The organism is Glycomyces sp. NPDC047010 (genome assembly GCF_040644205.1).
Lineage (GTDB): Bacteria > Actinomycetota > Actinomycetes > Mycobacteriales > Micromonosporaceae > Glycomyces.
The window spans coordinates 565,186-590,963 of the sequence record NZ_JBEYVY010000002.1; the positions used below are offsets into that span (position 1 = coordinate 565,186).

Here is a 25,778-nt window from a genome sequence, read left to right on the forward strand (position 1 = left end):
CTGTCAGGTCCGGTCGGTCCGCGAGTTCTCCGCGCGATCGCCTTTGGGGCCCCTCCCCCCCCCGCCCCCACCCCACCCGCCCCTGGATCGTTAGTCGGACAGCTTCATGTCGGCGGCCCAGGTTCGGGCCTGGTCGAGGTCTTCCGGGGTGTCGCAGTCGAACCACGGGGGCGGACTGGCGTCCTCCCAGACCACGGTCTCGATGTCGATCCCGGTGAACAGGAACCTCGCGGGGGCTCCCGGCTCGACCACGGCCGCGTTGCGGCGGAGCCGCGCCGCGGGCCATACGCCGCACAGCCACTGCCTGCGTCCCGCGTTGTCGCAGAAGACCGCTCCGGTCTCAGGGCCCGCCGCGTCCGCTGTACCGAGGAGGAGCCGCAGCGCCTCCGGCGTCAGGAACGGGAGGTCCCCGGGGAGGACCGCGACCCGCGTGCAGTGGTCGGGGACGTGCTCCAGGCCGGTCCGGACCGACCTCGCCGGGCCCGAACCCGGCGGGTCCTCCAGGACCTGGACCACCCCTTCGGGGAGGGGCGCGGCGTCGGCGGGCCGCGCGCCCACCACCACCCGGGCGGCCGCCCCGGTGCAGGCCGCCAGCATCCGTTCGAGGATCGTCGCACCGTCGACGACCAGTTCGCTCTTCGCGCATCCGGCGAATCGCCGGGCCCTGCCGCCGACCAGGAGGATCGCGGCGAAATCGCTCGGGAGTTCACCCATGCCCCCAGACTAGCCATCAGCGCCGTGGCGCGGTGGCCTGTGGACGGTGCCGTTCGGGTACGTGTTCCCATGGGCCGCGGTGCGGTCTTCGGTGTCGGCATACCTTTCCTTTCTTTCGGGTCGGACGAGGTCGTGCGGGTTTCGGGGGAGGCCCGGGTTCAGTCCTCTTTCTCCGCGGCTTCGATGTCGCCGGTGCCGATCTTGTCGAGGGCGCTCGGCGGGTAGCCCGCCTGGAGTGCCGCCATGAGCATCTGGGCGAGCCGGTAGTGCGGGCTGGCCTTGAGCGCGGTCTCGAACGCTTCGAGGGCGAGGACGCCGTTGCCGAATCGGTAGGCCGCGAAGCCCGCGACCGTCGCGGCCGGGGCCAGGAGGTCGTCGGCCATGTGGCGCGCCACCCACAGCCACAGGTCGATCCGGTTCCCGTCGAGCCCGCCGGCGCTGATGCGGCGGAGCGCGTAATCGCGGATGTCCAAGTCGCCCAAGGCGAGGCCGATCGAGGCGATGTCCTCGGGGCCGGGGAGGGCCCGCGTGCTCAGCCAGTGGTCGATCGCATGGAGGTCGCGGGAGCGCTGGGCCGCCCAGTCGAGGTCCGCTTCGGCGGCGAGCGTCTGCGCGACCATCCGTTCGACCGCGGCGCGCCGGCCCGGCGGGGCCGGGGCCAGCTGCTCGGCGATCGCGGCGCGGTCAGCCGCCGCATAGCAGCCGGCGACCGCGACCTCGCAGGACGCCGGAGTGGACTCCGGGACCGGCGTGCCCTCGGAGGGGCAGCAGGGCTGGTCGCAGGTCAGACTGAACCAGCGGCCCTCGGTGACGCGGAGCTTGTCGAGCGGTTCGATGCCCGCGTGGTGGAAGCGGAGTGCCGCACGGGCGATCGACGCCTCGGCGACCTCCTTGTCGCCGTAGGCGATCACCACGCACTCGTCGCAGTCGTTGCGACTGAGCTGCGCCGTCAGGTCGACCAGGTGCTCCATGTGGTCGGCCGAGCCGGGAAGGTCCACCCGGAAGGTGCACTGGAGCTCCCGGTCGATGAGGCCCACCGCCACGAGGCTGTTCTCCGGGCGGAAGCCGATGAGATGCGGGAGTGTCGTCAGGAGGTCAGTGGGGCTCTTGATGCTGATTCTCGCCTGTGTCGTGCTCATCGGTCAACTGTCCGTCAGGTGTCGACTACTGGCAAGAATTCTTTTTCTGGCTGTGGATAACTTTTTGTGGTGAAGAAAGTGGTTGTGGATTGTTTGGCGTGTTCGGGAATCACGTGGTAGCCGCTCGGGGCGGCGCTTCCGCGCCGCCCCTTTCGGTGGGATCGGTTCAGGCGAGGCGCTTCGCCCCTGCGGCTTCGAGCACCGCGAACAGCACCACCAGCGCCGCCCCGCCGAGCATCACGACCACCCCGGCGACCGTCAGGTCCACCAGGCCCGTGAACGGCAGCGCCGCCAGCGCAGTGGCGGCGACGGCGTTGTTCACCACCACGCCGATCACCTGCCCGCGCACCAGGACCGGGTACCCGGCGACCAGGGCGAGTGCGACCGCGCAGCCGAGGAGGTACACGCCGAGCGGCACCGCCCAGGCCGGGCCGAGGCCCAGCAGCGAGTCGACCAGGGCGAACCCGGCGGTCATGAGGAGGCCGAACGCCGCGCACGCGGCGGCGTCCTGGCGCAGGAGGGTGCGGAGGCGGGCCTCGGCGGTGGCGGGGGCGGTCGTCGTCATGGGTTCCTCCACAAGGGGGTCGGGCGGGGCTCGGGTGGCCGCCGCATGCCGACCATCGTGGGCCCGGCGGGTCCGGTCCGCAATGACCTCGGAGGTCATGGCCGGGCGGCGCGGGCGCGGATACGGTTGCGCCGTGACCGTGCAGACCCTTCCCGCGTTCGGTGCGCTGCTGCGGCAGTGGCGCGAGCGCCGCCGCCTCAGCCAGTTCGAGCTGTCGGTGCGGACCGGCGTGTCCGCGAGGCACCTGTCGCGCATCGAGACCGGCCGGGCCGAGCCCAGCCGCCGCATGGTGCTGCGCCTCGCCGAGGACCTGGGTGTGCCGCTGCGGGAGCGGAACGCGCTGCTCGTGGCGGCCGGGTTCGCGCCCGCGTGGGACGAGACGGACTACTGGGACGAGCGGCTCGCGGTCGCCCGGCAGGCGGTGGCGCTGATCCTGGAGCACCACGACCCGCTCCCGGCGGTGGTGGTCGACCGGTTCGGGAACCTCCTCGACTTCAACGGCGGTGCGGCCGTGCTCATGGAGGGCGTCGACCCGGCCCTGCTGTCGGGGCGGGTGAACCTCGCGCGGGTCGCGCTGCACCCGGGCGGGATGGCGCCGCGGCTGCGGAACTTCCGGGAGGTGCAGCGGTACTTCCTCGACCGGCTGCGGGAGCAGTACGCGGTGGACGAGCACCCGGTGGTGGCCGCGCTCATCGAGGAGGTCGGCGGGTACGGGCCGGCCGGGGCGGACGACGGCGGGCGGGGCAGGGCCGAGTGGGACGACAGTGCGGCGCCGCACCCGATCGCGCTGCCGCTGCGGGTGGGGTCCTCGCGGGGCGAGCTGTCGATGTTCACGACGATCGCGACGTTCGGCGCGCCGCGGGACGTGACGGTCTCGGAGCTCGCCGTGGAGCTGTTCTTCCCCCTCGACGAGCCGACCCGGGAGGCGTTCGCCAAGGGCGCGTGAGGGGCCGTGGCGGGGCCCGCAGGTGCCGCGGAGGCCGCGCGGGCGGGCCCGGCGGGGGGCTAGGCTAGAAGGTCTGGAGCGGGCCGTCCGCGGGGGCGCGGCCGGGGGCCCAGCGAGGACAAAACCACAGGTCAAAGCGGGAGTCAAGCGTGTCGAACCAGTACGTCCACCTGCACGTGCACACCGAGTACTCGATGCTCGACGGAGCGGCGAAGCTCAAACCCCTGTTCGCGGAGGCGCAGCGGCTCGGGCAGCCCGCGATCGCCATGACCGACCACGGCAACATGTACGGCGGGTTCGCGTTCTACCAGGAGGCGAAGAAGACCGGCGTGAAGCCGATCCTCGGCATCGAGGCGTACATCGCGCCGCAGGACCGGTTCCACAAGAAGCCCGTGTTCTGGGGCGAGCCGTCCCAGCGCGGCGACGACCTCTCCGGTGGCGGCTCGTACACGCACATGACGATGGTCGCGAAGAACTCGACGGGCCTGAAGAACCTGTTCCGGCTCTCCAGCACCGCGTCGTTCGAGGGCTACTACTACAAGCCGCGCATGGACCGGGAGCTCATCGCGCAGTACTCCGAGGGGATCGTCGCGACCACCGGGTGCCCCTCGGGGGAGGTGCAGACCCGGTTCCGCCTCGGGCAGCACGAGGCGGCGTACCAGGCGGCCTCGGACTACCGGGACATCTTCGGGGAGGAGAACTTCTTCCTGGAGATCATGGACCACGACAACCAGATCGACATGCGCGTGAAGAACGAGCTGTACGAGATGGCGCAGAAGATGAAGCTGCGGCCGCTGGTCACCAACGACTCCCACTTCGTGACCGAGGACCAGAAGTCGACGCACGCGGCGCTGCTGTGCGTGCAGTCGGGGACGACCCTCGACGACCCGAAGCGGTTCAAGTTCGACGGCGAGGGCTACTTCCTGCGCTCGGCCGAGCAGATGTACGGGATCAAGACCGACGACCTGTGGCAGGAGGGCTGCGCGAACACGCTGCTCGTCGCCGAGATGGTCGAGTCCTACGACGACGTGTTCGCCGTGCAGGACCGGATGCCCGTGATCAACGTGCCGGAGGGGCACGACCAGGGGACGTGGCTGCGGGAGCAGGTGCGCACGGGCCTCGCGGAGCGGTTCCCGGGCCGGGACGTGCCCGCGGACTACCTGGAGCGGGCCGAGCTCGAACTGAACGTCATCATCAACGCGGGCTACCCGTCGTACTTCCTGGTGGTCGCCGACCTCATCTCCCACGCCCGGTCGATCGGGATCTACGTGGGGCCGGGCCGCGGGTCCGCGGCCGGTTCGCTGGTCGCGTACGCGATGAAGATCACGAACATCGACCCGATCGAGCACGGGCTGCTGTTCGAGCGGTTCCTCAACCCCGAGCGCGTCTCCATGCCCGACATCGACATCGACTTCGACGACCGGCGGCGCGGCGAGATGATCACGTACGCGACGGAGAAGTACGGGAAGGAGTTCGTCGCCCAGGTCATCACGTTCGGCACGATCAAGACCAAGGCCGCGATCAAGGACTCGGCGCGCGTCCACCACGGGCAGCCGGGGTTCTCGATCGCCGAGCGGATCACCAAGGCCCTCCCCCCGCCCGTGGCGGCCACGGACATCCCCCTGTCGGGGATCATGGACCCGGGCCACGACCGGTTCAAGGAGGCCCAGGAGGTCCGGTCGCTCATCGAGTCGGACGGCGAGGTCCGCACGATCTTCGACACGGCGCTGGGCCTGGAGGGGCTGATCCGCAACGCCGGCGTGCACGCCTGCGCGGTCATCCTGTCGTCGCAGCCGCTCGTGGACTGCATCCCCATGTGGGCCAGGCCGGACGGGTCGATCATCACCGGGTGGGACTACCCGTCCTGCGAGGACATCGGCCTCCTGAAGATGGACTTCCTGGGGCTGCGGAACCTCACCGTCATCGGCGACGCGATCGAGGCGATCAAGCTGAACCGGGGCATCGAACTGGACCTGGACACGCTCGCCACCGACGACCCGAAAGCCTATGAGCTGCTGGCGCGCGGCGACAGCCTCGGCGTGTTCCAGCTCGACGGCGGCGCCATGCGCGAGCTCCTCAAGCGCATGCAGCCCACCGAGTTCAACGACATCATCGCGGTGAACGCCCTGTACCGGCCGGGCCCGATGGCCGCGAACTCGCACAACAACTACGCGGACCGCAAGAACAAGCGGCAGGACGTCACGCCGCTGCACCCCGAGCTCGCGGAGGCCCTGGAGGAGATCCTCGCCGAGACGTACGGCCTGATCGTCTACCAGGAGCAGATCATGCGCATCGCGCAGAAGCTCGCCGGGTTCACGATGGGCCAGGCGGACGTGCTCCGCAAGGCCATGGGCAAGAAGAAGCTCGACGTCCTGGAGAAGCAGTTCGCGGCGTTCGAGGCGGGCATGCAGGGCAACGGGTACTCCAAGGACTCGATCAAGACCCTGTGGGACATCATGCTCCCGTTCGCCGGGTACGCGTTCAACAAGTCGCACGCCGCGGGCTACGCGCTCGTCGGGTACTGGACGGCCTACCTGAAGGCGAACTACCCGGCCGAGTACATGGCGGCGCTGCTCACCTCCGTGGGCGACTCGAAGGACAAGGCGGCCGTGTACCTGTCGGAGTGCCGGCGCATGGGCATCACGGTGATGCCGCCGGACGTGAACGAGTCGCGGCACATGTTCCACCCGGTCGGCAAGGACATCAGGTACGGGCTCGGCGCGGTCCGCAACGTCGGCGCGAACGTCGTCGCCGGGATCATCGAGGCCCGCGAGGAGAAGGGCGCGTACGGGGACTTCAAGGACTTCCTCCAGAAGGTCCCGGCGCCGGTGTGCAACAAGCGGACCGTCGAGTCGCTCATCAAGGCGGGCGCGTTCGACTCCCTCGGGCACGCCCGGCGGGGCCTCGCCGAGGTCCACGAGAAGGCCATCGACGCGATGGTGTCGATCAAGAAGGAGGAGGCGCGCGGCCAGTTCGACCTGTTCGGCGGCATGATGGAGGAGACCACCGACACGCTCGGCGTGGACCTGACCATCGCCGACGACGAGTGGGACCGGCGCGACAAGCTCGGGTTCGAGCGGGAGATGCTCGGCCTGTACGTCTCCGACCACCCGCTCAACGGGTTCGAGCGGCTCCTGTCGGCGAACGCCGACCGGCCGATCGCGGCCCTGCACGGCGAGGAGCTGCCCGACGGCGCCAACGTGCGCGTCGCCGGGATCCTCCAGAACGTCGCGAAGCGGGTCACCAAGCAGGGCAAGCTGTGGGCGTCGGCGACCCTGGAGGACCTCGCCGGCTCCATCGAGGTGCGGTTCTTCCCGAACACGTACGAGCTGGTGTCGGAGTCGCTCGCCGACGACCTCATCTGCTGCGTCAAGGGCAAGCTCGACCGCCGGGACGGCACCGCGCAGCTCATCGCGCAGGACCTCGCCGTCCTCGACACGACCTCCGGGCCGGAGTCGAACTCGGCGCCGATCACGCTCGCGCTGCGCGCCGCGTCGGTGAACCCCGACCTCATCGAGAAGCTCTCCGACACGTTCAAGACCCACCGCGGCGAGGCGCAGGTCCGCGTCCAGATCGCCAACGGCCCCAAGACGACCCTGCTCGCCCTCGGCGACGCCTGGCGGGTGCGGCCCTCCGTGGAGCTGTCCGCGGACCTGAAGGCGCTGCTCGGCGCCGGGGCCCTCATGGGCTGAGGGAGAACAGTGCGGACCGGGCCCGTCGTCCTCGACGGGCCCGGTTCCGTCTCCGGAATGGTGTGTGACGCGCATCGCACGAGGCGCGGTCACATCGGCGGCCCGGCATCCGTCATGGAGGCAGCACCGTCCACCGAGAAGGGAACACCGCCATGACCGTCCTGCCCCGCATCGAGAACCCCGCCCAGTACCTCCCTGTCGTCAACGAGATCGCCGCCGCCGTCAACAAGGTGAACGCCGACGGCGTCCTCCCCGCCGCGATCGCGTCGCTCGTGCACCTGCGCGTCGGGCAGCTCCTCGGCTCCAGCTACTTCACCTCCCGGCAGCTCGAAGCCTCCGGCGAGACCCCCGAGCGCCTCGGCGCCGTCGCCACCTGGCGCACCTCGCCGCTGTTCACCGACGCCGAGCGGTCCGCGCTGGCCCTCGCCGAGGCCGTCCACACCCCGAACCCGACCGGCGAGCGCGTCTCCGACGAGGTCGTCGACGAGGCCCGCAAGCACCTCACCGAGGAGCAGATCGTCGTCCTCATCGGGGTCCTCGGCCAGATCGGGTTCTTCATGCCGCTCGCGCTCATCGGCAGCCCCAAGGTCGGCGTGTCCTTCGCCGAGCAGTGGCAGCGCTAAAGGGAGACAGGAGGAAGGGCCCGCGCACTGCGCGGGCCCTTTTCCGTGCGGCTGTCGTTGTCGCAGAGGCTCAGACGAGGACGCCGAGTGTGAGTGCGGCGGCCGCCGGGACCAGGTACATGAGCGGGGCCACGAGGGTCGAGTAGGAGCGGGCCCGCAGCACGGTGACCACCGCGCCGAGGAAGTACAGGACCAGGCCGGCCCCGGCGGCGATGCCGATCCACGGGACGACCAGGCCCGCGAGGAGGCCGACGGCCCCGGCGGCCTTCGCAAGGCCCAGCCAGAACCACCACGACTGAGGGACGCCGTAGTGGCGGAGGGGCTCGACCACGTACGCGGCCTTCGCCCAGATCGAGTAGGCCGAGAACCCGGTCCAGAGGGCCGCGACGACGGTGACGGTGTAGAAGGCGATGCTCATCGGACTGCTCCGGTTCTGTAGGACGCTGTTGCCCGTGTGAACCGGGGCGCCGCCCCGATGTGACCGGCAGTGACCGGTGTCACCTGTCGGTGGCGGGTTCTAGTATTCGTCGGTGACACCGCAGATGCTGCCGATCGCGGGCGGGACCGCGACACTGCACGACCGGCGGACCGAGCGCTCCTGGACCGCCGAGGTCGCGCCGTTCCGCCTGGGCGCCGTGCCGGTCACGCGTGCCCTGTACGCCGAAGTGCTCGGCGGCGATGCCGGAGACGGCACCGGGGACCTCCCGGCCGTCGACGTGTCCTGGCTCGACGCCGTCCGTTGGTGCAATGCGCTCTCGGCCCGTGAAGGGCTGCGGCCGGTCTACGCGGGCGCGGAGACCGGCGAGAGCGATGCCGTGGAGTGGGACCGGGCCGCGGACGGCTACCGGCTGCCCGCCGAGGCCGAGTGGGAGCACGCCTGCCGGGCAGGGACCGCCGGCCCCCGCTACGGCGACCTCGACGCGATCGTCTGGCACCGCGGCAACTCCGGGGAGCGCCTCCACGAGGTCGCCGGACGCGAACCGAACCCGTGGGGCCTGTACGACATGCTCGGCAACGCCTGGGAGTGGTGCTTCGACGTGTACGACCGAGAGGTCTACCGCGACTACCGGGTCATCAAGGGCGGCGGCTGGTTCGACGAGCACTGGTCGTGCCGGGCCGGCGTCCGCCGCCGCACCATGCCCGTCCTGCGCATCGACGACCTCGGATTCCGCTTGGCCCGCAACGCGTGACGCGGGCCTTCAGGCCCAGCGGTCCACCGAGACCGCCGTCGGGCTCCGCGGCCTCGTCGCGACGCTGGACGAGTGAGGGTCTAGGACCAGTTCGCGCGGCGCGCGGCCCGCCGCAGCACCCGCAGCAGCAGCGGCCCCGTCAGGACCAGCAGCACCGCCGTCGTCACGGCCCGGCCCACGTCCCAGCCCAGCGACGTCGCCAGCGAGTACGCGAGCAGCCGCGGCAGGTTCTCGCCGAGCCCGCCGCCCGGCACGTACGCCAGCTCCCCCTGCGTGATCGCGAACGGCCAGAACGACAGGTTCATCAAGAGCCCGTAGGCGAGGGACGCGACGACGCCGTAGCCGACGAGCAGCGCGACCTCCCCGGCCCGGCCCGGCTGCGTGTCCGGCGTGCGCGGCAGCAGCCCCGCGCCCAGTCCCACGAACGCCGCCGCGAACATCTGGTACGGCATCCACGGCCCCACCCCGCCGGTGAGCAGCGCCGACGCGAACAGGCCCGTGCACCCCAGCAGGAACCCGAACCCGGCCCCGAACACCCTGCCCGCCAGCACGATCAGGAAGAACACCGTCTCCACCCCGGCCGCCCCGGCCCCGAACGGGCGCACCGCCGCGACCACCGCCGACAGCACCCCCAGCAGCGCCACCGCCCGCGCGTCCAGGCCGCCGTCGCCCAACTGCACCACCACCGTCGCGGTGACGAGCGGCAGCAGCAGCGCGAACAGCCAAGGGCCCGAAGTGGTCTCCGTCAGGGCCCCGCCCGGGGCCGCGAGCAGCGGCCACGACATCGCGACCAGCCCGAACCCGGCCGCGAGCGCCAGCGCGAGCGCCGCCCGGCGGTGGACCGCCGGGCGCGGGACCTCACTCACCGCCGCGCCCCAGGGCCGCGGCGACCTCGGCGACGGTCTGCCAGCCGGGCAGGATCTTCTCCACCTGCGGCGCGAACATCGGGGAGGCGGCCGTGATCTGCCGGGCCGGGCCGTCGGCGACGACCTCGCCGTCGGAGAGGACCACGACGCGGGAGGCGAACTCGGCGCAGAACTCGACGTCGTGCGTGGACACGACCACGCAGTGCCCGGCCTGCGCGAGGGTCTTCAGGCGGGAGGCGAGCGCGGCCTTCCCGGGGTAGTCGAGGCCGCGGGTCGGCTCGTCGAGGAGCAGCAGCGGCGGTGCGGCCGTGAGGGTCACGGCCAGGGCGAGCGCGAGGCGCTGCCCCTCGGAGAGGTCGCGGGGGTGGGCGGCGGGGTCGGCGCCGTCGACGAGGTCGTCGAGGATCTTCGCGCACGTGCCCTTGGGGGCGCGGCCGTCCGCGTCCGCGTCGGCGCATTCGGCGGCGACGGTCTCGGCGTACAGGAGGTCGGCGGCCTCGGCGGGCACGAGCCCGGCGAGGCGGCGCCGCTCCGCGGGCTTGCGGGACGCCGGGTCGGTGCCCGCGACGGCCACGGTCCCGCCGGACCGCCTCCCGGTGCCCTGGAGGGCCCACATGAGGCTGGACTTCCCGGACCCGTTGCGGCCCATGAGGGCAATGCGCTCGCCGCGCGCCGCGGCGAGGTCGATCCCGGCGACCGCGCGCACACCCGGGTAGTCGACGGTGACGCCGCGGGCCTCCAGCAGCGCCGGTTCCAGCGGGGCGGACGGGACGGGAGTGTCGGTGGGCCGCGCTACGGTTCGGGCACGTTCGGTGAGGGTCTCGCGGAGTCCGGCCGCGTGGCGGCGGGCCTCGCGGATCGTCACCGGCGGGCCGGGCCACCCGGCGAGGCGCCCGAGGCCGACCACCGGGGGAGCGACCGGCGAGTCGGCGAGGACTTCGCCGAGCGGACCGGCGGTGACACGGCTGCCATTGAGGAGGAGGGCAGAGTCTGCGTATTGGACGACGCGTTCGAGCCGGTGCTCCGCCAGCAGCACCGTGACACCGAGGTCGTGGACGAGCCGGTGCAGCACTGACAGCACCTCGTCGGCCGCGGCCGGGTCGAGCGCCGAGGTCGGCTCGTCGAGCACGAGCGCGGCGGGCCCGGCGACCAGGGCCGCGCCGATGGCGACCCGCTGGCGCTGACCCGACGACAGCTGCGCGAGCGCGCGGTCTCGCACGTCGGCGAGGCCCAGCAGGTCGACGATCTCGGTGACGCGCTTGCGCATCGCCGCGGGTGCGATGCCGAGCTGCTCGGCGGTGTAGGCGAGTTCGAGCTCGACCTCGTCGGTGACGAACCCTGCGAGCGGGTCCTGCCCGACGTACCCGACGACGTCGGCGAGGTCCGCGGGGGTCGCCGTGCGCACCTCGCGCCCGGCGACGGCGATGCGGCCGCGCATGTCGCCGCCGCTGAACCGGGGGACGAGCCCGTTGACGGCCTTGAGGAGCGTGGACTTCCCCGCGCCCGTCGGGCCGACCAGCAGGCAGAACTCGCCCTCGGGCAGCGCGAACGACACATCGTCGAGCACGGGCGCCGCGGTTTCGGCTGTCCCGCCCGCACCGGACGGCGGCGGCCCGTAGGCGAAGGTGACGTGCTCGAACACGATGGCGTCGACGGTCATCGGGTGCCTTCCGTTGCCGAGGTGTCGGTGTCGGTGTCCGCGGCCGGACGGCGCCCGCTGTCAGGAGCTGCGGCTCCGGAGCGCGCAGCGGAGCGACGGTCGCTTTGCGGTGCTCCGGTGCTCGCCGCCGAACGCCCGACGTGGTCGTCCGCGGGCTGCGGGTGCGTGCCGGTGCGCCGCCCTGCGGCCGTGGCGTCGGGCGCCGACGGGACGAGGAGCGCGGGTGTGGCGGCGAGGAGGACCCCGGCCGCGGCGTACAGCGGCAGCGGGGGCATGTGGAGCGGCGCGGCCGCGGGCCACAGGGCCGCGGGTTCGAGGGCGAGGCTCGCCACCGACCCGGCCACAGCGGCCGCGCCGGAGGCGGCGACCGCCCAGTCCTTGGGGCCGAACCGGTCCGGCCGGTACCTGGTGTGTGGCACGCGCCGGGACGCGAACGCGATCCCGAACACCGCCGCGGCCGCACCGACCGCGAGCACGCCCCACGCGAGCGGCGCGGGCGTGGCGTTGCCGAGCAGTGAATAGGCGCCCGCGCACAGGCCGAGGAGCCCGACCAGCAGTGCGGCCCCGGTCGCCCGCCGCGCCGGCGCCGGGACGCCCGCCGCGCGACCGTACCCGCGCGAGGCCATGGCGGCGGCGAGGTGCAGCGACCGGTCGAGCGCCTCGTGCAGCACGGGCGCGACGACGGTGCGCATGAGGTTCGCCGGGCTGCGGCCCGTGTTGCCGCGCAGCGCCCTCGCCCGCCGGACCCGCCCCACCGAGGCCACCAGCTGCGGCGCCACCGACAGCGCGACGACGACCGCGACGCTCACTTCGTACAGTGCGGCCGGGACGGACCGCAGGAGCCGCCGCGGGCTCGCGAGCGCGTTCGCCGCGCCCACGCACACCAGGAGCACCGCGAGCCGCATCCCGTCGTAGAGCGCCGCGAGCGCGCCCTCCGCGGTCACGTTCCCGCCGAGCCGGAACCCGGCCGCCCACTCCGGGAGCGTCACCGAAGGCAGCGTGAACAGGACCGTCGGCCCGTCCGAGCCGCCGAAGACCACATAGAACGCCATGCGGACCGCGACCGCGCTCAAACCGATGTAGAGGAACACCCGGTACGCGCCCGACCAGGGCTCGTCCCCGCGGCAGAACGCCACGACCAGGCCGGCGACGGCGGCGATGAGCAGCAGCAGCCACGGGTTCGCGGTGCGCCCGGCCGCGGTCGCGAGGAGCAGCGCCCACGCCCACCACGCGACGGGGTGGGCGGTGCGGCGGCGCATCGGGCCGAGGTCGGTCGGCACGGTCAGGCGCGCCGCTGCCGGAGCCGCCAGGCGGCGAGCGCGCCGATCACGGCGAGCACGGCCACGGCGATGACCCACGTGTACGACGCCCCGCCCGAATCCGACTCGGCCTCAGGGGCGTCGGCTACGGCGTCGGGGGGCGCGATGGCGGGCGGCGCGGAGCCGTCGCCGAACGCCCAGCCCTCGAAGTCGCCCGCGTCAGGGGTCGCGTCGGCGCCGCCGACCATCGAGTACGTCCACTCCGCGTCCCCGGCGTTCGCGTGCCAGTACGACCAGTACGCGTCCGCGGGAGGCGAAGCGCCGCAGTCGGTCGCGGGGAGCGCGTCGATGCTGCACACCATGCCGCGGATCGCCGCGACCTCGGTCACCGCGAACCCGGCCTGCGCGAGCGCGTCGAGTCCGTCCGCCGGATCGGCCGCGCACCCGGTCTCCAGCCCGTCCAGTTCACCGAAGTCGACCACAACCACGACCCCGCCGCAGCGCTCCTGCGCCCCGGCCGGGGCCGCGGGGAGCCCCGCGGCGGCGACGGCGCCGAACAGCACCGCGCCGAACCCGGCGGCGCCACTGCGCAGCACCGGGAGGACCGCGCGCAGCCAGCGCCCGCCGGTCAGGCGGGCGCTGGCTGCGCGTCGTTCGTGTCGAGGCACGGGGAGGACTACTTGTCCTTGCCCTCGCCGGAGTCGTCGCCAGGCTCGTCGCCCGTCGACTTGTCCGAAGCGGACTCGTCGGCGGCGGCCTCTTCGGCGTCGTCGGTCTTCGGCGCGTCGGCGACCGGGGCCGCAGGGGCCTCGGCGGCCGTGTCGCCCGAACCGGCGCCCCGGCGCGAGCGCAGCGTGAAGACCACGATCAGGGCGGCGATGACGACGACCGCGGCGATGATCGCCCACGTCAGCCACGAGGTCGAACCCGACTCGTCCTCTTCGGCCGCAGTGGCGGTCGCGTCGCCCGCGTCCGCCGAAGCGCAGTCCACGGCCGGCACGTCGGCGGCCGAACCGGAGGCGTCGAGCGTCGCGAGGTTCTGGCCCGCGACCGGGACGATGGCCTGCGCGGTCGCCAACAGGCGCGTCGCCTCGCCGAAGTCCGCGTCCTCGGGGTTCGTGTACATGAACGCGCCGGGGGCGGCGCCGTCGCAGCCGAACTGGAGCGTCAGCAGGAACGCCACGGCCCGCTCGGCCGCGTCGGCGCGGCCCGCCGCGAGGAACGCCTGCGCGGCGACCGCGGTCGTGTTCGCGTTCTCGCCGAACCCGCCGTCGAACCCGCCGTCCTCGGCCTGCGCGCCCTCCAGCCAGGTCACGGCCGACTCCAGGGACGCCGAAGCCGGGTCGCCGAGGCTCACCAGCGCCGGAACCGCGAGGCCGGTGGTGTCCGCGTCCGACACGCAGTCGTCGCCGCCGTCGGCGTCGCCGTAGCTGAACCCGCCGTCGGGGCACTGGACCGCGGCGAGGCCGGCCGCGGCCGTCTCGCCCGCGGCCGTGTCGGTGCGCGAGAGCCCGAGGACCGCCCACGCGGTCGACAGGGCCGTGCCGTCGCCGTACGTGCCGTTCGCGGCCTGCGACGCGGCGACCTCCTCGGCGAGCTTGATCCCGCCGAAGTCCGTCGGGTCGCCCCCGGCGGTCGCCACGACGTACATGACCTTCCCGGCCGACCCGGCGTTGAACCCGGCCGCGCCGGTGGCGTCCGTGTTCACATACGGGCTGAGGACCTCGGAGTCGTTGAGCCATTCGAGCGCGGTCCGGACCTGGTCGGCGCCGACGCGGGCGGCCTGGAGGCCGATGACCGCGTCGAGCGTCGTCGCCGGGTCCTGGTTCCAGGCGGTCCCGTCGGACTGGGCGGCCAGCCAGGACGCGGCCGCCGCCGCGGGCTCCGCGAACGGCTCGGACGACTGGGCGTGCGCGGGCGAGGCCGCGAGCAGGGTGACGGGCAGGGCCGCTGCGATGAGCACGCGGCCGGCAAGGTGGCGCATTGCCTGACCTTTCCTAGAGCGAGTGGGTCTTCGGGCAGGCGGCTGCGCCGCAAGCGCCTGTAGACCACGACAGGCGTTGACAATTCCGTTGGGCGCGGCGGGCATTCGGGCTCACGCGGGTGGACCGGGCAGGAACAGAAGGGTGCCCGGTTGTCGCCATGGGGCGACCGCGACTACCGTTGCGGGTCAGCGCCGGCCTTTCACCGGACTTCCCCCGCCAGACGCCTGTTCAGTTTGCGCTCATTCTCGCCGGTGCCCCCGGGGGTGTCAAGCCGGACGCCTCCGCAGTGCGACCGTTCACTCGCGCCTCGTGAGTCAACTCCCGCCTTGCGGTTATTGACCCGTAGCACCGGGTGTCGATACGGTGCTCAACGTGAGCAGAAATAAGAACGCCGATTTGGACAGAGTCCTTCGCGCTGCGACACGGGTCTTCCTGGACAGGGGGTTCTCCGCGACCTCCATGTCGGACCTGGTCGCCGCCACCGGCATGAACCGCGCCGGGCTCTACGCCGCGTTCGGGTCCAAGCACCAGCTCTACATCACAGCGCTGCAACGATATAGGGACGACACCGAACCGGAGCTGCGCGCCATAGCCCGCAGCGCCACCGGCCGCGGCACCGAGGAGGACGCCGCCGGTGGGGAAGCGCTGCGCGCCGTGGGCGAACTGCTCGACGTCGTCGTCCGCCACTCCAAGGAGGGCGGCTTCATCGTCCGCGCGGCCGTCGAACTCGCCGACGACCCCGCCACCATGCGCCGCGTCCAGGACGCCTGGACCGACCTCGAACGCGACCTCGCCGCGATCCTCGCCCGCGCCGTCGAACGCGGCGAACTCGACCCCGCCGCCGACCCCGGCCGCCTCGCCCGCACCGCCCTCGTGTTCGTCCAGGGCGCGCTCGTCACCGGCCACGCCGACGAGGACGACTCCCGCCTCGCCGACGCCGCCGCGGGCCTCGTCGACCTCCTGGCCTCCTACAGGCCCTCGGCGACCGCCGCGCCGATCCGCAGCCAGGCCGCGGACGACGCCTTGCTCAACGAGTCGTAGCGGATCGGCTCCCCCGAGTCCAGCAGCTTCTCGTACGGCGCCAGCAGCACCGCCCGGGTCCGGGCCGCGAAATGCCGCTGCACCGCGGGCAGGTCCACGTCCTTGCGGTGGGCCGGCATCGACACCACCGACACCGCGCCGCGCACCAGGTCCCGCCGGCCCGTCTGCTCCAGGTGGTCGAGCATCCTCGCGGCGGTCTCCGCCGAGTCGTTCCGCGCCGACATCGTCACCACCAGCTGGTCGGTCGCGTCGATTGCCGCCTGCCAGTTCTGGGCCCGCACGTTGTTCCCGGTGTCCACCACGATGAGCTTGTAGAACCGCGACACCGCCTCCCGCAGGTCCCCGAACGACTGCGCCGTGAGCATCTCCCCGGCCGTCGCCGACTCGTCCGAGGCGAGCACGTCGAACATCGCGCCGCCCTGCGCGCGCACGTACTGCGACAGGTCGCCGATCCGCCCCGTCGGGCCCTTGAAGTGGTCGAGGTCCCGCAGCAGGTCCCTGACGGTGCGCACATGGAAGTCCTGCTGCGCGCGCATGCCCAGCGTCCCCTGTGTCTCGTTGTTGTCCCACGCGAGCACGTACCCGCCCCGGTGGCGCCCGAACGCGCTCGCGAGCATGAGGACCGCGACGGTCTTCCCCGCGCCGCCCTTCGGGTTCACGACGGTGATCTGGCGCAGGCCCCCGAAGTTGCGGCGCACGGTCTCGACCGCCCGCTGGCGGGCGCGTTCGCGCGGACCCGGCGGCAGCGCGACGGTCCCGAAGCTCAACCGGTGCAGAGCGCCGCGCAGGCCCGTCTCGGCGACGGGCGCGCGCGGGGGCACGACCCGCCGGGACGCGAAGTCGTCGGCGGTGACGCCGACGCGCTCCAGTGCGCCGGCGTGGTCGGGGAACACGGGCACCGGGACGTGCGGAGAGACAGTGTGTGGCGCGCCTTGCGCGGGCGGCGCGGGCCAGCCGTCGGCCGCGGGGTGCTGCCCGTTCGGGGCCTCCGCGGGCATCGGCATCGCGGGCGGCGGGGGCGCGCTCGGCACGTGGTCGGTGGTGCGCGGGTTGTGGACGCCCTCCGGCCCGGCCGCGTACTGCGCGTTCACCTCCGGCGGAGCGAACGGAGACCACGCGGGAGCATCCGGCCGGTGCAGAGGAACGGTGTCCTCTTCGGTGTGCTCCATCGGGACTCCCAGCGTGAGACGGCGGTTACCCGCCTATTGTGTCCCATCCGTTCGTGTCCGCGTGGGAACTCCACGTGGCCGGACCGCGCGTGCTACAGCAGTCGCGGCTGCTCAGGACCCGAGTGCGGTTGCGGGACCATCCCGAATGGACTGAAGAGCCCCTGGTCCACATCGGCCAGGAGGGGCGAACCCGCACCGGTGTGGGAGACGTAGGCGAGGTCGCGGGTCCGGCCGAGCGCCACGTACAGCTCGCGGCGGGCGGCGGCCGTGTTCGGCCAGTCCTCGGCGGTCACGCCCGTGAGGCACACCACGCGGTACTCGCCGTCGGCCGCCTCGGCGACCGACAGGCCGTCGGGTCCGATGACCGCCAGCTCGTCCTCGTCGACCCCCATCTCGGCGAGCCGGTCGGTGAGGGCTTCCACGAAGCGCTTCTCGTCGTCGGCGTCGACCGCGAAGTACCGGCCGATCCCCGAGCCCTCCAGGGCCGGGCGCTCGGGCTGCACGAGGCGGCCCGGGACGCGGCTGATCGGCTCGACCACCTGCGAGGCGGCCACGAGGACCGCGGCGGGGCTGCGGTGGTTGCGCGACAGGCGCATCACGTGCGCCTGCGGGAACTGCTCCCCGAACGCCGCGAACGCGGCGGGCTCGCCCGCGCACAGCGCCGAGTCCGGGTCGCCGGTGGCGGTCACGTCCGCCTCGGGCCCGCGGCGCTCGGTCAGCTGCCGGAACAGCCGCATCGGCATCCGCGGCAGGTCGTCGATGAACAGGTGGCCCAGTTCGGGCGGTGACGCGGCGGCGAAGTCGTCGAACTCCGCGACGGTGATCGCCGCGGCCTCGCGGCCCAGCAGCGTCCCCAGCTCCCGCCTGATCCTTGCCGCGCCCGCCGTCGAGGCGGCCAGCACCAGGCACTGTCTGGCGGGCACGCCCAGCTCCTGCACCAGGTACGCGGTGCGGCGGATGAGCAGGTGGGTCTTCCCGGTCCCGGGCGAGGCGTTGATGAGCAGCGGCCCGCGCCCGGCGGCCGCGGCCACGCGCTGCATCGCGTCGAGGGAGTCGAGCAGGCCCGCCCCCACTTCGTCCATGCCGGTGAGCAGCGGGGCGGACTCCAGCCACGGGTCGGGCGTCCGCGTCGTCAACGCCGGCTCCGGCATCGGCACGGACTCGCGGACGTACCGCGAATGGGGCCGGTGCGAGCGGCGCCGCCGCTCGCCGGTGGTCCGCATGTCGGCCGAGAGCTCGAACAGCGGGGACGCCACCTGCGGCTGCTTTCGTTCATCAGGACGGCGCACACATGCATCCTCGCAGATCCGCACCGCCCCCGAGCCAGCGGCTCCCGACCCCGACCCGATTCCGCGCCCCCGCACCGCCCCGCATCGCACCCCGAACCCGCCGGAAACCGCGCCGCGACAGCGAACACGACAAGCCCTCATCCGCCCCTCGGCCGAGATTCAACCGGGCTTCAACCGGGCCGCACCTGCGAACGCGCACCGTGTCGGACCCGAGGCGTACGGTCATGGATAGGGGGCGCCGCGCGGGACAAATCCGGAAAATCCGCTTTCACGTTTCGCGCGGCGACACGGCCCCGCGACCGGCCCGCCTCACCCGCCCGCGAACGGCGGCAGCACCTCGACCGTGACCCCCGCGCGCAGCACCGTCCCCGGGTCCCGCGCGGCCAGCCCGTCCACCAGGAGCGTCGACGCCGACAGGACCTTCCCGAGCGCCGGGCCGTGCCGTCCCTCCAGGACCGCCTTCAGCTCCGCGACGTCCGCGGCGCTGACCTGCTCCTCGCCGCGCCCCGCGGCCGCCTTCGCGCCCGCGAAGTACCGCACCGTGACCACCCTCAGCCCCCGATCGCCGACATGGGCCGGGACGGCTGGAGGAACGACGGGTCGTCGATGCCGTGCCCGGGCAGCTTGCCCCACATGGCCTCCCGCCACCGCGCGGCGATCTCCGCGTCGTCGGCGCCCTCGCGCAGGAGCCCGCGTAGGTCCGTCTCGCTGCGGGCGAACAGGCAGTTGCGGACCTGCCCGTCGGCGGTGAGCCGGGTGCGGTCGCAGTCGCCGCAGAACGGCCGCGTCACCGAGCCGATGACGCCGACCTTCGCGGGCCCGCCGCCGACCAGCCACGTCTCGGCCGGGGCCGACCCGCGGTGCGCGGGGTCGGGCACGAGGTCGAACTCGGCGCGCAGGGCGTCGAGGATCTCGGCGGCGGTGACCATCTCGTCGCGGCGCCACACGCCCGCCGCGTCGAGGGGCATCTGCTCGATGAACCGCAGCTCGTAGCCGTGATCCAGGGCGAACCGCAGGAGCGCGGGCGCCTCGGTGTCGTTGACGCCGCGCATGAGCACGGTGTTGATCTTGACCGGCGCGAGCCCGGCGGCGGCCGCGCCCGCGATCCCCGCGAGGGTCGCGTCGAGGCGGTCGCGCTTCGCTAGAGCCTTGAACGTCTCGCGGTCGAGCGTGTCGAGCGAGACATTGACGCGGTCGAGCCCCGCGGCGGCGAGCGTCGGCGCGAGCTTGTCGAGCCCGATCGCGTTGGTGGTCAAGGAGGTCTCGGGGCGCGGTTCCAGAGCGGCGGCCTCGCGGACGATGCCGGGGAGGCCGGGGCGCAGGAGCGGTTCGCCGCCGGTGAAGCGCACTTCGCGCACGCCGAGGTCGCGGACAGCGATGCGGACGAGCCGCGACACCTCGTCGTCGGTGAGGAGCTCAGGTCTAGGCAGCCAGGGGAGTCCGGCCTCGGGCATGCAGTAGGCGCAGCGCAGGTTGCAGCGGTCGGTGAGGGACACGCGCAGATCGGTGGCGACGCGCCCGTGCCGGTCCCGCAGGGCGCCGGGGCCCTGGGCGCTCGCGGGCTCCGGGGAGCCGGGTGCGGGGATCGGTGCAGGCATGGTTCGAGCGTAGTCCCCCACTATGACAGTTTCGTAAAGTGAGACACGAGTCCCATGAGTTGGGAGCGGTAGGCGCGGCCGAAGAGCGTGGTGTGCACCAGGAGCGGGAACAGCTGGTGCAGCGGCGTCCGCTCCTCCCAGCCGTCGGCGAGCGGCGCGGCCTCGGCGTACGCGGCGATCACGGTGTCGAGCAGCGGCGTCCCGCCCCACAGGCGCAGGTTCGCGAGGTCGGTCTCGCGGTGGCCGCCGTGCGCGGCGGGGTCGATGAGCCACGCGCGCTCGCCGCCCCAGAGGACGTTGCCCCACCACAGGTCGCCGTGGACGCGCGCGGGCGGCTCCTCGGGCCCGGCGAGGCCGTCGAGTCGGGACGCGAGCCGCTCGATCGCCTCGGTGTCGGCGGCGTCGAGGGCGCCGTTGTCGCGGGAGGGCTTCAGGTACGGGGCGATGCGCCTGGCGGCGTACCACTGCGCCCAGGTCCCCTCGGCCGGTTCGTTGTCCATGAAGGTCTCGCCGATGTAGCCGCGCCAGGGCGCGCCGAACCGGTCGGCTCCCGCCGCGTGCATCTGCGCGAGGTCGCGGCCGAGCCCCGCGGCGAGTTCGGCGGTGGGGGCGGCGGGTTCGATCCACGGTTCGACGAGCATCGCGTCGTCGGCGTGCAGCAGCGGCACGACCGCGCCGGTCGCTTCGCCGAGCCAGCGGAGGCCGTTGGCCTCGGCGGCGAGGTAGCCGGGGGCGCGGCCCTCGGCGAACTTCGCGAACAGGTGGGAGCCGTCGTCGAAGGTGAGGCGCTGCGCGGAGGCCGATCCGGCGCTCGGGGTTTCGAGGGGCATCGAGAAGTCGTTGGCCTTCACCGGGGTCGTGCGGACCCGCTGGTGCTCGATGAGCTGCGGCAGCAGCCGGAGGTCGCGGCGGTCGGGGGCTTCTCTCACGGGTTCAATGTAACCGAAGCCGGGGCGCTCCACCGCGGTGAAAGGCCATGTCCGGGCCCGGCGCCCGGGCCCGCGGGATCCGGAGTGCTCGGTCGGCGCCCGTGCACGGGCTCCCTGGACTGCGGACTCCCCGGACGCCGTCGCGCGCCGCCCGCCGATCGCGAACGCCCGGAACGGGACCGGGCCGGACCGCGAAGCGGTCCGGCCCGGCCGGTGTCCTTGCCGCCCGTCCTCAGGCGAATGTCCTGTTCAGAGGCATTGTCGGTGGCCGCGGGTACGGTCGAGGCGGTCGGACGGCCCGGCATGCGGGTGCCGGGTCGCCCGACCGGCCGAGAACGGATGCGGGTCGAGAGCAGCGGAGCCGCTCTAGCCGAGTTTCGCCGCCACGTAGTCGATCGCCTCGGTGAGCTTGGCGGTGTCCGCCGGGTCCACCGCGGGGTAGGTGGCGATGCGGAGCTGGTTGCGGCCGAGCTTGCGGTACGGCTCGGTGTCGACGATCCCGTTGGCGCGCAGCACCTTCGCGATCTCAGCGGCGTCGACGCCGTCGAAGTCGACCGTGGCGACCACGTTGGAGCGGAGGGAGGGGTCGGTCACGAACGGAGTCGCGAACGTGCTCGCGTCGGCCCACGAGTAGACCGCACCGGCCGATTCGGCGCAGCGCTTGGCGGCGGCGTCGAGTCCGCCCGCGGCGTTGAGCGCGTCGACCTGCTCGGCGGCGAGCACCACGGTGGCCACGGCCGGCGTGTTGTAGGTCTGCTCCTTGCGGGAGTTGTCGATCGCGGTCTTCAGGTCGAGGAACGCGGGGATGTACCGGCCGGACGCGGCGATGCGCTCGGCGCGCTCGATCGCGGCGGGGCTGAGGACCGCGATCCACAGGCCGCCGTCCGAGGCGAGGCCCTTCTGCGGCGCGAAGTAGTAGCAGTCGGTCTCGGTGAGGTCGACCGGCAGGCCCGCGGCGGCGGAGGTCGCGTCGTGGAGCATGAGCGCGCCCTCGTGCGCGACGCGCTTGACGTCCACGGCCACGCCGGTGGAGGTCTCGTTGTGCGGGGTCGCGTAGACGTCCACGCCCTCCTCGTACGAGAGGTACGCGGCGGTGCCGGGCTCGGCGGTGACGATCGTCGGGTCGCCGAGGTGCGGGGCGATCTTCACGGCCTTGGCGAACTTCGAGCCGAACTCGCCGAAGGTCGCGGCCTGGGCGCGGTCGTCGACGAGGCCGAACACGGCGACCTCCCAGAACGCGGTCGCGCCGCCGACGCCGAGGACGACCTCGTACCCGTCGGGGAGGCCGAAGAACTCGGCGAGGCCGGCGCGCAGGCGCCCGACCTGCGACTTGACGGCCTTCTGGCGGTGGGAGGTGCCCATGACGGACCTGCCGAGACCGGACAGCGCGCTCATGGCCTCGGACGGGACCTTGGAGGGTCCGGATCCGAAGCGCCCGTCGGCGGGCAGCAGCTCTGCGGGGATGGTGATCTGGTCGGTCACGGTAAGGCTCCCATCTGGGTCGGTCCTGGGCCTCACTGTAAACCCGGGCCTGCGGGGCGTGATCGCGCGGGCCCGGCCCGGCCGCTGGCTGGGACGGACGGACCGGCAGGTCAGGCGGCGGGCTCCCACCCGGCGGGCGGCGGCGCGCCGGGCCCGGCCTGCGCCGTCCACAGTTCACCGTCGGCGGCGAGCGCCCACAGGCGCAGCGTCCCGTCGGCGCCGAACGCGGCCGCGGGCCGCTTGACGACGGTGACGTCGCCGCGGGTCCACGGCCGCGACAGCAGCGCGACCTCGCCTGCGCCGGAGGCCGAACCGGAGGCTTCGAGGTCGCCGAGTTCAAGGACGAGGACCGCGGGGGCGCCGCTGCCGTCGTCGCACGCGACGGCGACCGCGCCGTCGGGGCCGAGGGCGACGGTCGGCGACAGGATGCCGCCTTCGAGGGGGACGCGCACGCCCGTCCACGCGGTGCCCCGCCCGAGGTGGAGGACGACGTCGCTGCTTCCGGCGGCGCGGGAGGCGATGAGGATCCGCCTGTCGGGCGCCTGGGCGGCGGTGACGGCCCCGGCGGGGATGTGGGCGGCGCCGTCGGCGCCGGGCAGGTCGAGGTTGCGGTGGGTCCAGGCGGTGCCGTCGCCTTCCCAGGCGGCGATGTTGTCGGGGGTGGCGGCGACGATGGTGAAGGTCCCGGCGGCGCCGACCGCGGCGGGGGCCTCGTGGACGGCGGGCCCTTCGAGCCGGGCCCACTCGCTCCAGCCGTCCGCGGTGCGGGTGCGCACGGCGAGGCCGCCGTCGGGGTGGCGCAGGCACGCGACCGCGGTGGTGCCGTCGTCGGCGGCGGCGGGCTGCCCGACGGTGCGCGCGGCCGGGCCGGCCCCGGCGGGGTTGCCGAGGTTGTCCCATGCGCCGGTGTCCCGGTCGAGGCAGTACAGGTCCCGCAGGTGCCCGGCCGGGTCCTCGGTGAGCACGGGGTTCACGCCGTACAGGCGGGTCCCGGCGGCCGCGAGGGACGGGAGGAGGTCGGGTCCGCCGAGGTCCTCCCAGCCGTCTTCGCGCAGGACCGCGGCGCGGCCGCCGCGCACGGCGGCGGGCGCGATGCCCTCGGCGGTGGCGACGGGGACGACGCCCTGCGTGTACCGCGGGTGGGTGGCGTGCCCGTAGGTGGTCCCGGCGCCGGGGCCGACGATGAGCCGGTCGCCGCAGCCGGGGGCGTGGCCGCAGTCGCCGCCGTCGGCCCACGCGTACGCGTCGAGCGCGGCGCCCTTGGCGTCGAGGTCGGCGGGGCCGAGGTTCCCGGGCCAGCGGCGGTTGTAGTAGCCGCGCCAGGACTCGACCGCGGCACCGGAGCCGAGGGCGGCCTCCCACGCGAACAGGGCGGCGGCGGTGTGGTCGATGTGGTCGGAGTAGCCGGTCTGCTCGGCGCCGAGCCGCTCGCCGACGACGGGGTCCGGGTCGGGGTCGAGGGTGTTGACGACGGCGGGCCGGTACCGGTCGACGAGCTCGGCGAGGCTCGCGCGCACCGTGGCGCGGTCCACGGTGGATTCGGAGTCGAGGGGCGAGCCGGTCGGCGGCAGGACCGCGGAGGCGTCGAGGCGGCCCTCCCAGAGGGCGAGGAGGCGCGTGAAGTCGCCGGTGACGCGGCCGAGGTTCGTCCACAGGGAGCAGAACACGAGGTGGACTTCGGGCCGATCTCGCAGGACGCACAGTTCGACGTCCTGCCCGGAGTCGAGGGTCGCCCGCGTCCGGTCCCAGGGGGCGTCGGCGTCGGCGAGGGCCATGAGCGCGTAGGCGCGGCGCAGGCCGTTGTTGCGCGCGGCGGCGTACCCGGCGTAGTCGACGGGCGCGGCGGTGTCCCAGGTGTTGCGCCCGTCGGCCTCGCCCGCGGTGAGGACCACGGTGCACAGGTTCGCGCCGTCCTCCAGGACGCGGGCGACGCGCGGGTTCACGAAGTACAGGCAGTCGTCGGGGTGCGCGCCGATCATGAGGTGGACGGGCCCGGTGCGGGGCGGCTCGGGGAAAGGCGTGCCGGAGGCGGCGTCCCACACGTGCCTGGTGCTCTCGGCCGCCGCGGCGGTCACGGCCAGCCCGGCGAGGCCGCCGACCAGGAGGTCGCGGCGGCGCAGGTGCGGCGTCCGGGGGGAGGGCATGGGTCGTCCCGTTCGGGTGGTGGGGTTTCGGGGACGATCCTATCCCGACCGCGCATACCGGGTATCGCAGAGGGAACGCGAAAGCGGCCCGCATCCCTGGGGGCGCGGGCCGCTCGACGGCGTTGCGGCTAGCTCCAGCCCTCGACCTCGTCGAGGCCGCGCGGGCCCGGGCCGACGTAGGTCGCGGACGGGCGCACGATCCGGCCGAGCTTCTTCTGCTCCAGGATGTGGGCGCTCCAGCCGCCCACGCGGGCGCACGTGAAGATCGGCGTGAACAGCTCCGCGGGGACCTCCGCGAAGTCGAGGAGCACGGCGGACCAGAACTCGACGTTCGTGGCGAGCACGCGGTCGGGCTTGCGGGCGCGCAGCTCGGCGAGGGCCGCGGACTCCAGGGCCTCGGCGACCTCGTAGCGGGGCGCGCCCAGCGCCTTCGCGGCGGCGCGGAGCACGCGCGAGCGCGGGTCCTCGGCGCGGTAGACGCGGTGGCCGAAGCCCATGAGGCGCTCGCCCGAGTCGAGGAGGTTCTTGACGTAGCCCTCGGCGTCGCCGGACTTCTCGACGCCCTCGATCATGTGGAGGACGCGCGAGGGGGCGCCGCCGTGCAGCGGGCCCGAGAGGGCGCCGATGCCGGAGGAGATCGCGGCGGCCGCGTCGGCGCCGGTGGAGGCGACCACGCGGGACGTGAAGGTGGAGGCGTTCATGCCGTGCTCGGCGGCCGACATCAGGTAGGTGTCGACGGCCTTGACGTGGGCCGGGTCCGGCTCGCCGCGCCAGCGGCGCATGAACCGCTCGGTGATGGTCTCGGCCTTGTCGATCTCCGACTGGGGCACGGCCGGGCGGCCCGATCCGCGAGCGGACTGGGCGATGAACGACAGCGTGGTGACGGACACTCGGGCGAGATCGTCCCGGGCGGTCTCGTCGTCGATGTCGAGCAGCGGCTTCAGGCCCCAGTACGGGGCGAGCATGGCGACCGCGGCCTGGGCGTCGACGCGGGTGTCGCCGGAGGAGACCGGGACTGGCACGGGCTCGGCGGCGGGCAGGCCGCTCCCGAACTTCCCGTCGACGAGGAGTCCCCATACGTCGCCGTAGGTGCTCTGCGCTACCAGGTCCTGGATGTCCACCCCGCGGTAGCGGAGCGAACCACCCTCTTTGTCAGGCTCGGCGATCTCGGTTTCGAAGGCGATGACGCCTTCGAGGCCGGGCTTGAACTCAGACATCGTTGTACTCCTGAGTGTGTTGTCCCTGTGGTTGCCGACCGGGGGCTTCCGGGAGGCGACGGTTCGTAGTTATCTGGAAATGGTGCCTCAAGGCCGTCCGCGACGGAAGTGCCCGCGGGGCGGGGGTGATCCTCGACGGCGGTACGGAAGTGGCGCAAAATATGAGACAAGCATCGTGAGCTTAGTTATTTGCCCAAGTTTGCCCGTTTTGATGGGAGGGTTTCAATAATGGGTCTTGTTGGTTTCAACGGTTTCCTGCGATCTCGCCCA

21 protein-coding genes, 1 pseudogene and 1 riboswitch are annotated in these 25,778 nt (G+C 73.3%); of the genes and pseudogenes, 5 read left to right on the forward strand and 17 right to left on the reverse strand.

What is annotated here, in order from left to right:
- Positions 1-90: 90 nt before the first annotated feature.
- From AB0A65_RS06190 to AB0A65_RS06200, 3 genes are all read right to left on the reverse strand, one after another.
- Complete coding sequence (locus AB0A65_RS06190; protein ID WP_359947038.1) at positions 91-714, reverse strand: molybdenum cofactor guanylyltransferase; 624 nt, start codon at positions 712-714, stop codon at positions 91-93.
- A 158-nt stretch (positions 715-872) separates the two neighbouring features.
- A complete protein-coding gene (locus AB0A65_RS06195; protein WP_359947041.1) occupies positions 873-1,853 on the reverse strand; it encodes a DUF4192 domain-containing protein in 981 nt (326 codons plus the stop codon).
- A 166-nt stretch (positions 1,854-2,019) separates the two neighbouring features.
- Positions 2,020-2,418, reverse strand: a complete 399-nt coding sequence (locus AB0A65_RS06200) for a hypothetical protein (RefSeq protein WP_359947044.1) — start codon at positions 2,416-2,418, stop codon at positions 2,020-2,022.
- Positions 2,419-2,551: 133 nt separating this feature from the next.
- Here AB0A65_RS06200 and AB0A65_RS06205 point away from each other — a divergent pair, with 133 nt between their 5' ends.
- From AB0A65_RS06205 to AB0A65_RS06215, 3 genes are all read left to right on the forward strand, one after another.
- Positions 2,552-3,364, forward strand: coding sequence for a helix-turn-helix domain-containing protein (locus AB0A65_RS06205; RefSeq protein ID WP_359947047.1), 813 nt, complete (start codon positions 2,552-2,554; stop codon positions 3,362-3,364).
- A 149-nt stretch (positions 3,365-3,513) separates the two neighbouring features.
- Positions 3,514-7,056, forward strand: a complete 3,543-nt coding sequence (gene dnaE / locus AB0A65_RS06210) for a DNA polymerase III subunit alpha (RefSeq protein ID WP_359947050.1) — start codon at positions 3,514-3,516, stop codon at positions 7,054-7,056.
- Between the two features lie 152 nt (positions 7,057-7,208).
- The gene (locus tag AB0A65_RS06215) at positions 7,209-7,679 is read left to right on the forward strand and encodes a carboxymuconolactone decarboxylase family protein (protein ID WP_359947053.1); all 471 of its coding nucleotides are present in this window, start codon (positions 7,209-7,211) and stop codon (positions 7,677-7,679) included.
- Positions 7,680-7,749: 70 nt separating this feature from the next.
- Here the strand turns inward: AB0A65_RS06215 and AB0A65_RS06220 are convergent, their stop codons facing one another.
- On the reverse strand, positions 7,750-8,097 hold the full coding sequence (locus AB0A65_RS06220) for a DoxX family protein (protein WP_359947056.1): 348 nt from the start codon (positions 8,095-8,097) through the stop codon (positions 7,750-7,752).
- Positions 8,098-8,221: 124 nt separating this feature from the next.
- Between AB0A65_RS06220 and AB0A65_RS06225 the strand changes: the two genes are divergently transcribed.
- Complete coding sequence (locus AB0A65_RS06225; RefSeq protein WP_359947221.1) at positions 8,222-8,869, forward strand: formylglycine-generating enzyme family protein; 648 nt, start codon at positions 8,222-8,224, stop codon at positions 8,867-8,869.
- An 80-nt stretch (positions 8,870-8,949) separates the two neighbouring features.
- On the opposite strand, the gene AB0A65_RS06230 is transcribed toward AB0A65_RS06225, so the two are convergent.
- From AB0A65_RS06230 to AB0A65_RS06250, 5 genes are all read right to left on the reverse strand, one after another.
- Complete coding sequence (locus AB0A65_RS06230) at positions 8,950-9,654, reverse strand: ECF transporter S component (RefSeq protein ID WP_359947224.1); 705 nt, start codon at positions 9,652-9,654, stop codon at positions 8,950-8,952.
- 73 nt (positions 9,655-9,727) lie between these two features.
- Complete coding sequence (locus AB0A65_RS06235) at positions 9,728-11,395, reverse strand: ATP-binding cassette domain-containing protein (protein ID WP_359947059.1); 1,668 nt, start codon at positions 11,393-11,395, stop codon at positions 9,728-9,730.
- Entirely contained in the window at positions 11,392-12,675 is a 1,284-nt protein-coding gene (locus AB0A65_RS06240) for an energy-coupling factor transporter transmembrane component T (RefSeq protein WP_359947062.1), read from the reverse strand. The genes AB0A65_RS06235 and AB0A65_RS06240 overlap by 4 nt, the downstream gene beginning before the upstream one ends.
- Before the next feature lie 2 nt (positions 12,676-12,677).
- A complete protein-coding gene (locus AB0A65_RS06245; protein WP_359947065.1) occupies positions 12,678-13,322 on the reverse strand; it encodes a hypothetical protein in 645 nt (214 codons plus the stop codon).
- Positions 13,323-13,330: 8 nt separating this feature from the next.
- A complete protein-coding gene (locus AB0A65_RS06250; RefSeq protein WP_359947068.1) occupies positions 13,331-14,638 on the reverse strand; it encodes a hypothetical protein in 1,308 nt (435 codons plus the stop codon).
- 78 nt (positions 14,639-14,716) lie between these two features.
- A riboswitch (cobalamin riboswitch) is annotated at positions 14,717-14,875 on the reverse strand.
- Between the two features lie 136 nt (positions 14,876-15,011).
- On the opposite strand from AB0A65_RS06250, the gene AB0A65_RS06255 reads away from it, so the two are divergent.
- Complete coding sequence (locus AB0A65_RS06255) at positions 15,012-15,680, forward strand: TetR/AcrR family transcriptional regulator (protein WP_359947071.1); 669 nt, start codon at positions 15,012-15,014, stop codon at positions 15,678-15,680.
- Here AB0A65_RS06255 and AB0A65_RS06260 read toward each other — a convergent pair.
- The 8 genes and pseudogenes from AB0A65_RS06260 to AB0A65_RS06295 form a co-directional block, all read right to left on the reverse strand.
- Positions 15,608-16,639 (reverse strand): annotated as a pseudogene (locus AB0A65_RS06260) (chromosome partitioning protein); the annotation flags it as partial. The gene AB0A65_RS06255 and the pseudogene AB0A65_RS06260 sit on opposite strands and share 73 nt — an antisense overlap.
- 302 nt (positions 16,640-16,941) lie before the next feature.
- Complete coding sequence (locus AB0A65_RS06265; RefSeq protein ID WP_359947073.1) at positions 16,942-18,138, reverse strand: UvrD-helicase domain-containing protein; 1,197 nt, start codon at positions 18,136-18,138, stop codon at positions 16,942-16,944.
- 309 nt (positions 18,139-18,447) lie between these two features.
- Positions 18,448-18,687 carry a MoaD/ThiS family protein gene (locus AB0A65_RS06270; protein ID WP_359947076.1) on the reverse strand — a complete coding sequence of 80 codons (240 nt, stop codon included), beginning with the start codon at positions 18,685-18,687 and terminating at the stop codon, positions 18,448-18,450.
- Positions 18,688-18,689: 2 nt separating this feature from the next.
- The gene (gene moaA, locus AB0A65_RS06275) at positions 18,690-19,736 is read right to left on the reverse strand and encodes a GTP 3',8-cyclase MoaA (RefSeq protein ID WP_359947079.1); all 1,047 of its coding nucleotides are present in this window, start codon (positions 19,734-19,736) and stop codon (positions 18,690-18,692) included.
- 20 nt (positions 19,737-19,756) lie between these two features.
- Positions 19,757-20,665, reverse strand: a complete 909-nt coding sequence (locus tag AB0A65_RS06280; protein WP_359947082.1) for a fructosamine kinase family protein — start codon at positions 20,663-20,665, stop codon at positions 19,757-19,759.
- 366 nt (positions 20,666-21,031) lie between these two features.
- Entirely contained in the window at positions 21,032-22,147 is a 1,116-nt protein-coding gene (gene serC / locus AB0A65_RS06285) for a phosphoserine transaminase (protein WP_359947085.1), read from the reverse strand.
- A 110-nt stretch (positions 22,148-22,257) separates the two neighbouring features.
- Positions 22,258-24,291 (reverse strand): PIG-L family deacetylase, encoded by a 2,034-nt coding sequence (locus AB0A65_RS06290; protein ID WP_359947088.1) that lies wholly within the window; start codon positions 24,289-24,291, stop codon positions 22,258-22,260.
- A gap of 128 nt (positions 24,292-24,419) precedes the next feature.
- On the reverse strand, positions 24,420-25,508 hold the full coding sequence (locus AB0A65_RS06295) for a citrate synthase 2 (RefSeq protein ID WP_359947090.1): 1,089 nt from the start codon (positions 25,506-25,508) through the stop codon (positions 24,420-24,422).
- Between the last annotated feature and the right edge of the window lie 270 nt (positions 25,509-25,778).

Excerpts from the sequence above, each read along its gene's own strand:
- AB0A65_RS06190 (WP_359947038.1), bottom strand. The coding sequence starts at position 714 with ATGGGTGAACTCCCGAGCGATTTCGCCGCGATCCTCCTGGTCGGCGGC.
- AB0A65_RS06195 (WP_359947041.1), bottom strand. The coding sequence starts at position 1,853 with ATGAGCACGACACAGGCGAGAATCAGCATCAAGAGCCCCACTGACCTC.
- AB0A65_RS06200 (WP_359947044.1), bottom strand. The coding sequence starts at position 2,418 with ATGACGACGACCGCCCCCGCCACCGCCGAGGCCCGCCTCCGCACCCTC.
- AB0A65_RS06215 (WP_359947053.1), top strand. The coding sequence starts at position 7,209 with ATGACCGTCCTGCCCCGCATCGAGAACCCCGCCCAGTACCTCCCTGTC.
- AB0A65_RS06220 (WP_359947056.1), bottom strand. The coding sequence starts at position 8,097 with ATGAGCATCGCCTTCTACACCGTCACCGTCGTCGCGGCCCTCTGGACC.
- AB0A65_RS06225 (WP_359947221.1), top strand. The coding sequence starts at position 8,222 with ATGCTGCCGATCGCGGGCGGGACCGCGACACTGCACGACCGGCGGACC.
- AB0A65_RS06230 (WP_359947224.1), bottom strand. The coding sequence starts at position 9,654 with ATGTCGTGGCCGCTGCTCGCGGCCCCGGGCGGGGCCCTGACGGAGACC.
- AB0A65_RS06235 (WP_359947059.1), bottom strand. The coding sequence starts at position 11,395 with ATGACCGTCGACGCCATCGTGTTCGAGCACGTCACCTTCGCCTACGGG.
- AB0A65_RS06250 (WP_359947068.1), bottom strand. The coding sequence starts at position 14,638 with ATGCGCCACCTTGCCGGCCGCGTGCTCATCGCAGCGGCCCTGCCCGTC.
- moaA (WP_359947079.1), bottom strand. The coding sequence starts at position 19,736 with ATGCCTGCACCGATCCCCGCACCCGGCTCCCCGGAGCCCGCGAGCGCC.
- AB0A65_RS06290 (WP_359947088.1), bottom strand. The coding sequence starts at position 24,291 with ATGCCCTCCCCCCGGACGCCGCACCTGCGCCGCCGCGACCTCCTGGTC.
- AB0A65_RS06295 (WP_359947090.1), bottom strand. The coding sequence starts at position 25,508 with ATGTCTGAGTTCAAGCCCGGCCTCGAAGGCGTCATCGCCTTCGAAACC.